Source organism: Blastococcus sp. KM273128 (assembly GCF_021698975.1).
In the GTDB taxonomy this organism is placed as follows: domain Bacteria; phylum Actinomycetota; class Actinomycetes; order Mycobacteriales; family Geodermatophilaceae; genus Blastococcus.
The window spans coordinates 1-8,499 of record NZ_SSXA01000114.1 but is presented as its reverse complement, the minus strand read 5'-3'; the positions used below and the strand labels follow the sequence as shown (position 1 = coordinate 8,499).

General features: G+C 65.3%; 8 protein-coding genes. 1 reads left to right on the top strand and 7 read right to left on the bottom strand.

Features of this window, described 5'->3' with window-relative positions; translation table 11 throughout:
* Window positions 1-420: 420 nt before the first annotated feature.
* From E9529_RS20470 to E9529_RS20445, 6 genes are all read right to left on the bottom strand, one after another.
* Window positions 421-1,455, bottom strand: a complete 1,035-nt coding sequence (locus E9529_RS20470; protein WP_236833114.1) for a hypothetical protein — start codon at window positions 1,453-1,455, stop codon at window positions 421-423.
* Between the two features lie 188 nt (window positions 1,456-1,643).
* The gene (locus E9529_RS20465) at window positions 1,644-2,495 is read right to left on the bottom strand and encodes an HNH endonuclease (protein ID WP_236833113.1); all 852 of its coding nucleotides are present in this window, start codon (window positions 2,493-2,495) and stop codon (window positions 1,644-1,646) included.
* Between the two features lie 472 nt (window positions 2,496-2,967).
* The gene (locus E9529_RS20460) at window positions 2,968-3,993 is read right to left on the bottom strand and encodes an ImmA/IrrE family metallo-endopeptidase (RefSeq protein ID WP_236833112.1); all 1,026 of its coding nucleotides are present in this window, start codon (window positions 3,991-3,993) and stop codon (window positions 2,968-2,970) included.
* Window positions 3,983-4,654, bottom strand: coding sequence for a hypothetical protein (locus E9529_RS20455; protein WP_236833111.1), 672 nt, complete (start codon window positions 4,652-4,654; stop codon window positions 3,983-3,985). Before E9529_RS20455 ends, E9529_RS20460 begins: the two co-directional genes overlap by 11 nt.
* Entirely contained in the window at window positions 4,655-5,185 is a 531-nt protein-coding gene (locus tag E9529_RS20450; RefSeq protein WP_255709665.1) for an RNA polymerase sigma factor, read from the bottom strand. It abuts the gene before it with no gap.
* Between the two features lie 201 nt (window positions 5,186-5,386).
* Window positions 5,387-6,586, bottom strand: a complete 1,200-nt coding sequence (locus E9529_RS20445; protein ID WP_236833109.1) for a hypothetical protein — start codon at window positions 6,584-6,586, stop codon at window positions 5,387-5,389.
* Between the two features lie 244 nt (window positions 6,587-6,830).
* On the opposite strand from E9529_RS20445, the gene E9529_RS20440 reads away from it, so the two are divergent.
* Entirely contained in the window at window positions 6,831-7,166 is a 336-nt protein-coding gene (locus E9529_RS20440; protein ID WP_236833108.1) for a hypothetical protein, read from the top strand.
* A 64-nt stretch (window positions 7,167-7,230) separates the two neighbouring features.
* On the opposite strand, the gene E9529_RS20435 is transcribed toward E9529_RS20440, so the two are convergent.
* Window positions 7,231-7,497: a hypothetical protein gene (locus E9529_RS20435; RefSeq protein ID WP_236833107.1), complete on the bottom strand. Its 267-nt coding sequence runs from the start codon at window positions 7,495-7,497 to the stop codon at window positions 7,231-7,233.
* Window positions 7,498-8,499: the final 1,002 nt, after the last annotated feature.

Here is an 8,499-nt window from a genome sequence, read left to right as displayed (position 1 = left end):
CAACACCTCGTCCCTCCCCGGCTCGGCTCGAGCCAGGGTCTCGGGAGGGGGTCAGATTTCGAGCGTCGCGAGGGGGTCAGTTTTCAGGCGTCGTCGACAGAGACGACCGAGGCCGCTCCCCGGCGGGGAAGCGGCCTCGGTCGATCGGGTGGAGCTGAGGGGACTCGAACCCCTGACCCCCACACTGCCAGGCCGTCATGATCGCGTTCGCAGAGGTTCGCAGGTGTTCCGTAAGCCGGTTGACGTGCTCGTTCGTACTGTGGCGACCGTCAGAGTGCTTCGGCGGACGAGGTCAACTGCAACCACAACTGCAACCACTTCATGGCCCCGTCCAGACCGAGGGCATGAGGAGCTCAGAGGACCCTGAGGGCGGCCTCAGGAAGGCATACTCCGGTGCTGATCTCGGCGCTGTACGCCGTATCAACGCTCCGGTCTTCTTGACGGGCAGTCGTCATCCATGTCGGCGCCCTCCCGGTTAATCAATGTGAACTCCCCACCGTCAGGCTCGCTTTCGCGCGTCCGGCGGATTTGTCCGTGAACGCCGAGGAAGTCGATCATCACCTGCACGGCATCGGCAGCTTCCCAAGGGCTTGGTGCCGCGCCGCGGTGAGCGGCGTCGTTGCGCAGTTGCTTGAGCCAGCGCAGCCGGTCGACCGGAACAGCGAGCTGAAGGCGGGAGTGCTCGGCGATCGCGATGTAAGTGCCGAGAGCTGTCCGCTCGTTGATGCGTCCTCGCTGGGTATCTGGCAGCTGGTCAGCCAGGCCACGGATGTGTCGGCCCAGGACGATCTCGAGCGCGGTAGCGGCCTCGATGATCGCGCGCCGGTTGGCGTTGCGTCTCTGTGCAGCGCGTGCGTCACGGCTCAGCACCTCTTCGAGGGGCGGCTCCTCGCCGTCCCGGACGAAGCCGAGGATGGCGGCCCATTCCTGTGCACGCAGTGGAAGGACCCTAGGCGTCGTTATCTGGAGGCCCAGAGCGCCATCGTGGGGCGGCTCGATGAAGGTGAGCCCGGTGCCGACCGACTCTGCGTCGTAGACGCGGTGATTGGGATCGAGGTCCTGCCCGGTGAGAACCTCAGCCCATGTGCGCACGTCGTCGAACCATCGGTTGATGTACTCGGCGAGCTGATGCTCTGGGGTGAACCATGACCTGTGGTCGTCATAGCTGGGGCCCTCGACCTCGGTCAGGACTACGCGTTGAAGGGCGATGGCCGGCCGAAGGGACTCGGGAATGAACGCGCCGTACTCCTGCGCCCATACGACCTGCCCGCCCGCCGATTCCTGTGGCGGCATGGCCGGCAGGTCAGGGGGATCGCCAACGGGTGGCCGGGCTTGGGGCATCACGACGTTGAACCGAAGGTCGCCGTAGCCGGTGGGGTATGTCGTACCTAGCGCGTCGCACTTCATCCAGATGTGGACAGGCAGCTCAAAGATCGCTCTTACGTCCATGCTCATCCCCTCACGAACACCTTCGAATCGGACCAGCCACCACGCACAGCCCTAGGCGCAGAGCCGGCATGGCGCGTGAAGCCGGGCGCAGGCGTCTCCAGGGCCTTCCGAAGGCGACTCGCGGCTCGGCCAGGCTGCTCCCTCAGCGAACTCTGGGCGGCACTGCGGGGTGCAACAACCGAGACCTCGCTTCTTCACGGCGGGTCAACCTCGCCGTTGGCGACTTGCCACAGCCGCGACACCGCAGCGCTGAGGTCTACCGCGGCGGCGCTCAGAGCTTCCCCATCCCCAACTGCGCCAAGTACGCCGGCGGCGGCGCTGCCGACCGCTTCACCTACGCCGGCGAGAGAGCCGGCGAACATGCGCAGCACGGCAACTTCTTCTTGAAGGGCGCCGAGTGCCTGCAACGCCGGAGGCTGGTGGGCTTCCCACACCGCTCGGGATTTGGCGTTCCACTCGTCTTGTTCGACGCGTGACAGCTGCAGGCGGTCGTAGCCGACCCTAGTTTCGTTGCCCTCTTCGTCCCTCTCGAACATCGGCCCGAAGCTCACGGCCCGCTGGTAGCGAGTCTGTTCGGCCGCCGCTCGCACGGCGTCGATGCCCTCCTGGGCGGCCCGACAAGACGCCGTGAGGCGCTGGGCTCGCCGAGCAATGTCCATTAGGCTCTGGCGCTCTTCCGCTGTCAGGCCCCGGTAGGAGCGAATATCGGCGTCTGAAACCGGCGTTCCTGAGCCCGCGGAAGCTCGCTGAGCCTGCTTCCAGGCCTCTAACTCTTCGATCGAGTAGGCCTGTTCGTGGCGGTCCACCGGGCGGTGGTGCTTGCCGCAGAGCAGGAGGAGATTGTCGGGGCCGTTGATGTTGCCGCCGTAGCTCGGATCGTAGCGCGGACCGCCGGGGGTCTCGGAGCGGATGTGAGCGATCTCGGCGACCGCAGTGGCCGTGCCGCGGTCACGGAAGATCAGCGGCTCGCCACAATCGGGGTAGGCGCATGCCGACGCTTCGCCAAAGAGTTCCTTGATTGTGGCCTGTGTGTAGGAGCGAGCCACGACTTATCGATCTCCGGTCAGTGCGGTTGCCAGCAGGTAGTTATGGGAGCGGTCGAGTATGTCGGCTGCGGTCCTGGCGTAGCGTTGTCCGTGGGTCGGCGCGGCCGAAGGCGTCGACTTGCGCGGCCTCGCCCATGTCGATGTCCTGCCCGATCCAGGTAACAGACGACTTGGAGACGATGCCGCGCTGGCGGCGCCGAGAGACGCCGCCAGCGCTACACCTACTTCTCGTTGCGCACGCCCTTGTGCTGCTTCGGACTGCCGTTCAGGATCCGCCCAGTCGAGGCGTCCCTCTTAAACCAGGTCTTGCCGACCTTGAACTCGCTTCGACCCTTGACAGCCCCCACGCGGTGCCCACGGCCCGTGTTCTTAGCCATGTCCCATCACCTCCTTTCTGAGCGCGCCCGTGATCCCGGGGCGATTTCGTGCTCACTCAGTAGTCGAGACAGGCAGGCGAAGAGTTAGGGCCGGCCTAACTGCGGCATTCGGGGCAGAGCCCGTCGACGAGAAGGTGCGACTGGAAGCGCATGAAGCACCCGCCACTGCAGAGTTGCTCCCTCAGGGCCAGCTTCTGGCACCTACAGAGACCGCAAGCGGGACAGAAGGGATGCCCACACTCTGGACAGGGGTATCCACGAACGACCCGGTCCTGGCCGCAGCAGTGGATTTCGGCGGCTGGTCGCTTGTCGAATTCGCGTGCCTGTTCAAGGTGCAGCGATTCAGCTCCCCACAAGTCGACGTCGGAGAGTATGGCAACAGCGCGACGTGCCCTCCCGGCAATTACGGCGTCGACGTAGTACTCTGCGCGGTCCCCCCAAGGCGTGGACCAGAACGTCTTCATCGTTCGACTGTGGACCTGTGCCAGACTCCGCAGCGGGTGCCCAATGGGAAGTACATCTCCCGGCCAGGGGTACGCCGTCGGCCACCCAAGCTCGGCGTCAGGTTTGACGCTCGAATGGGTCACTGTATTGCTCGAACCGTCGATGATCGCTACCGCGCCCATAGTTGGTAGCCGGCTGGCCAGCGCTATCGCGCATGCCGGGGCACTGGCTTCACTAGCGTCGTACAGCTCAAGAACGTGGCGGGCGCGAATAGGCCCTTCGCCGACAACCTCCTTAAGCACGCCGTCGGGGAGCAGCAGCCGTTGAGCGACACGGTCACAGACCGTCTCCAGTAGACGCTGAGGGTTGGACTGGTCGGCAATCCAGTCGTAAAGGACGCCCGACTGCTCGATTAGCCAATGCCCCAGTTCGTGCGCCAGGGTGAAGTTCTCGCGCCGGCTGTATGGAGTCGGGGCATAGAGGATGACACCATCCTGCAAGAACGATAGGCCGTCACAGGCGCCTCCGTCGTCACGCTGCTGGGCGAGCGTCTCCACCGCTCGGACAGTCAGTTGCAACTCCTCCCGAAGGACCTCCAGGGGATTCGACGCAAAGTGCGACCGGATGGGAGGATCAAGCTGTTCAAGTGCGCGGTCGGCGCACGTCTCAGCGTTCATCGCGCGACTCTGTCTCAAGGGCATCAACCAACGCGCTAAGCGATCCGAGCAGTTGCTCCGCATCGGGCCGCTCCCCCCGATGAACCGTTGCCAGCATGCGCGATTCAAGGGCCGTGGCGGCGAGTGTGGGGGAGATCGCCTGCAGATTCGCCCATCGATCTACGAGCGCACGGAACTTGGGGGAACGACGCACCTCGTCAACCGCAGCGGGGAGCCCCGTTTTCTCGAGAGTCTTCGCCAGCTTTTCCGGGGCCGTGCCAATTTCTTCAGCAATAGCCCTAATTAGGGCGGGCGCCACATCAGCCGCAGACTGCGTTTCCCACCGGAATACGTCGCGGCCCTGCACGTTCCACCCTCTGGTCGCGAGGCGTGCCGCCAAGTCAGACGGCTTTAGGCCGGCGTTCTTCCTTGCCCGAGCGAGCTCGCGCGGGTCGAGTACGAACTGGGGGTCCGGGACGAGCCCCAACATAGCGGCAACTGGATCGTCAGTCAGAGGGGGCGCGCCGTGAGCCGCTTCCCAGAGCATGTCCGCAATATCGGCCATGGACTCGATGTCCACCCGCTCAGTTTCATCAAGGTTGAGCTGTTCGATCAACGATTGCCGGCCGGCCGGGTCGCGCAGCAATTCTGCAAGGATTTCGTCTCGCTCCTTCTCAGTCATCTACTTCACCTCCTCCTGCCTCATCGCGTCCAGCAACATCTCCAGCGCCCGTGTTGCCATCTGACTCACTCGCGCCGGAGACACGTCTAGCTCGGCCGCGATCTCGGCTCGAGGTCGCCCGAGCGCGATGTAGTCCCAGGCGACCTTGCGATGGCGTTCGTCGAGCAGGGCAAGGTTGTCCCAGGCGCGGGCCGCGAGTCGTTGACGATCAACAGCGTCGGCAACGTCCTGCGAGATGTCACTTCCGTCGTCGGTGTCGTGATCCGGCCCCAACCCAGGGCCGGCATGTCGAACGGCCGCGGAACGGACTCGGTCGAGGGCCCGCCGCTTCGCGGCGGACACCATGACGGCCTCCCAGTTCTGCACGTCCTGCGGAGGGGATGCCATCAGCGACACCATGGCTTCCTGTACGACGTCCTCCGCCTGGTCCGCGAGTCCTACTTCTCTGAGGACGGTTGCGGCGACCCTGTACATCGGATCCCGATGCTTCTGATACAGGGCCGCCCAATCTGGTGGAGGGACCGGCTTCATTGCAACCACCTACCTGGTCTGGCTTCGGCCGATTTCGTCAGCTTCAGCTTCACTGTCACTCTGAACCACGGGTGAGCCTCCGGGGCCCACCACGTAGTCGACGGTGCTGGACGGGGAGTTAGAGCCGCTGCTCAGCGCAGACTCCCCCTGTGTCACAGCGAGTCAGGCCGTCCCTCAAGCACGGAAGTCGGAGCGACTTGCTCATCCGCGCTGTCGTGTTGGCGGGGCGGGGCGGGCGACCAGGCTGGTGGTCAGCTCGACCGTGCCGAGGTACCACCAGAAGACCCAGTCCAGAAACGCCTCGTCGTAGTCGCTGCGCTGGTCCGCGTTGCGGTGGCGGAGGTCGAACCCGTTGGCGATGGCGAACAGGGCTCGCTCGTCTTTCGAAAGCAGCGTGTTCTTCAGCAGTGTCCGCTGATGCTCGAGCACCCGGGCAATGGCGACGACTGCGCTCCGCTTGTCCTCCCTAGTCGCGTCGCGTCGGCGGAACAGCGCGACGGAATGCGCCACCTCGTCGCGCTCGGCGGGGTCTGACGTGGTTAGCGCGCGCTCGGTCAGTTGATCACGAGGGTCTCCGGTGGGCTGCACCAGCAGCCCGGTGTCGGGGCCGGAGTTGGCCAGCCGCAGCGGTACAGCGGCACGCGCGAGCAGCTCGTTGACTCGCCACCGATACACCGCCTGTCCCGGTCGGCGCGCAAAGTCGGTGTAGTCGTGCTCCCGGTGATACTCGTGCCAGACGCGGCGGCGTGGCCGGGCGATCAGGTCGTGCAGCGCCTCGACGACATCGAAGAACAGATCCTCGTCCCAGGTCTGCTCGATGCCGGTCAGTTCGCCCAGGTGAGTCAGGGGCCAGAGCGGCGCATCCGTCCCGATCGCTCCGGACAGAATGCGCTGGCCCTCCTCTGCCGGATTGTCGCCGCGAGCATCGGGGCACCGACTTCCGAAGGCGCCCTCGAAGTAGCCAGCAATCTCGAGTTGGATCACCGTCCGGACGAACGCCGACCGCAGCTCCGGCCGCGTCATCATTGGGTCTGCCTGTCGCGCGCGCTGGCGCTGCGAGTAGTAGCGCCTCGGCCGATAGCGGGGCAGGGCGGTGGCGTCGCGAATGAGTGTCTTGACGAGGTCCGTAGCTGGATTGACGGCATGGCGGGCCCTGGCGACGTCGAGATTGCCCTGCTGGGCGGCGTTGATGTTCTCTACTGCCGATCCCAAGGCAACCCAGAGCTTGGCGCGGCGGAGCTCGGCGAACAGTTGGTATCCGCGGTCGCCGTGGAAGGCCTCGGCGAGGAGCCAGCCCATGGTTTCCTCGTCGTCCAAGCCCGAATCAAGCAGCTCTGTCGCCTCGGCGGTGAACAGAGCGGCTGGCCAGACCAGCTCTAGCTCTGAGTACTCGACGGGCACGGTCTCACGGTAGCCGCCGCGTCGGACGAGACCTCCTGCGTCTTCCGTGCACAGAACGGACCTCGCACGGCTGGCCTCGGAGCTCGGGCGTATCAGGAGACGGTCATGAGCGGGCCGTCAGCGCCCTCCCGCATGCGGGTCTGGCACGGGGTTACCACATCGGATGTTCGCGACAAGGCCCACCGGGCGCGACAGCTGCGCGTTGACTCTGTGAAGAGCGCGGCCGACCCCTACCGTAGGAGATGTGAGTGAGGACCTGCCAAACGGCATCCCCGAGATCCTCTCGCACCTTGCGCAGATGGCCGCCGGGTATAACAACCACCTCAAGTGGAACGAAGTGGCCATGCTCAAGGCTGACCTCATGAACGTCCGGCGCCGCTGGCTTGGGGTCCCTGTGGGCGATATTGCGGCACGCTGCCGATCGCTGGGCATGCGGGAAGAGGACGTCGCGCAGATCGTCGAGCTCGTGAAGAAGGCGCAGTCCGGACGCCGGCTGGTTCCGCAGAAGAACTACCGGAGTTTTCGCTTCGCTCCACCGGTTGCTGATGAGCGCGGCGAGTTCAATTCTCGCGAGTGGTGATGGGGAGCTAGCGGCATGCGATCGAGGAGCCGGAGCAGATCTGGGAAGCTCGCCGAGCACGAGGCTAGCCGCTGAAGATTTCGCGCAGACGCTTCATGAAGGCTTCCTCGGCCGCCCGTGCCGCCCGGCTGTCGTTATCGAACTGCTCGGTGCTGATCAGAACTTCGCCCCGTAATGTCACCTCGGCGTGCCAGCGGTCGGGATTCACCTGGTCGACCACAGTGACGATCCTCAGGAGGCGCTCCTGCTCTAGTCGTGACGGGTGATGTATACGAACGCCGGGCTTGATCTCCTGACCATCGTGGGCGAATCGCCTGCTCTCCAAGTACACGCCGACAACGTACGAGAAGGCACCGACAGCAGTGCGCCTGGCGAACCCGCTCTGGAGGGCGGACGGCTTCAACTCACTGCAAGGGCAGAGTCCGAGGGCTAGCTCCCACCGGTCCATGAGCGCGCCGGGCCCCGTACGCGTCGGCGGACGTCGCGCCGTCGGACAGCGCGCAGGCGCTCGCGCCGCTGATCGGCGCAGGTTCGCGGCTTGGACAGTCCGGACGGCCGGGTGTTCGACGGGGTTCGCAATCCCAGCAGTGGCGCCGATGCCAACGAAGGCGCAACGGCCTCGAGTGCGTCCGTTCGCGCCCTTAATCGACACCCGCCCACTTCGGGGAAGTCCGCGCCATCTCGTGTAGGCGCACTTCTCGGCCGCCTAGAGCGACCAAGACCACGAGCCGACACACGTCTTGCATGTCAGGTCGAGGCACTCGTTGTGACGGATCGGCAAGCAACCGCTGGCGACCGGTTCACCCCGCCCCTCGTACGCTCCTCCCTCCTCGCCGCGTTCCTGTACCAGCAAGCTGCCGACATCCGCGACGCCCAGATTGCCCGCGCCATCGCATGCCTAGCGCGGCCACGGGTCACCCACCGACGATCTGGAACTCCCTGAGTAGCAGCTGTAGGCGCGACAGGTCACGTGCGTCAAGAGCGGACTTCCCGGGAGCGGATAGGCGGCTGGCCAGTGGAGTCAAGGTGACCGATCCATCCTTCCAAGCTGGCCATGCCGGTTCGATCCCGGTCACCCGCTCCACGCAAAACCGCCGCTCAGAGTGCCTGTTAGCGCAACTGGAGAAGGTCTGGAGGACCCTCCGGGAGGCTCGATATGACCCGTTTTGACCCTTGTCTTCCGCTGCGTGGGTCATGAATGGATCACGCCGGACGGTCGAAGCCGCGAGGTGAATGAACCGTCACGGGTTCGGTGCCGCTCTCACACGGGCCGCGGCTCCGGTTGGGACGCGGTGATCGCAGCGTAATGAGCCGCTTCGTGCTCGGCTGGTGG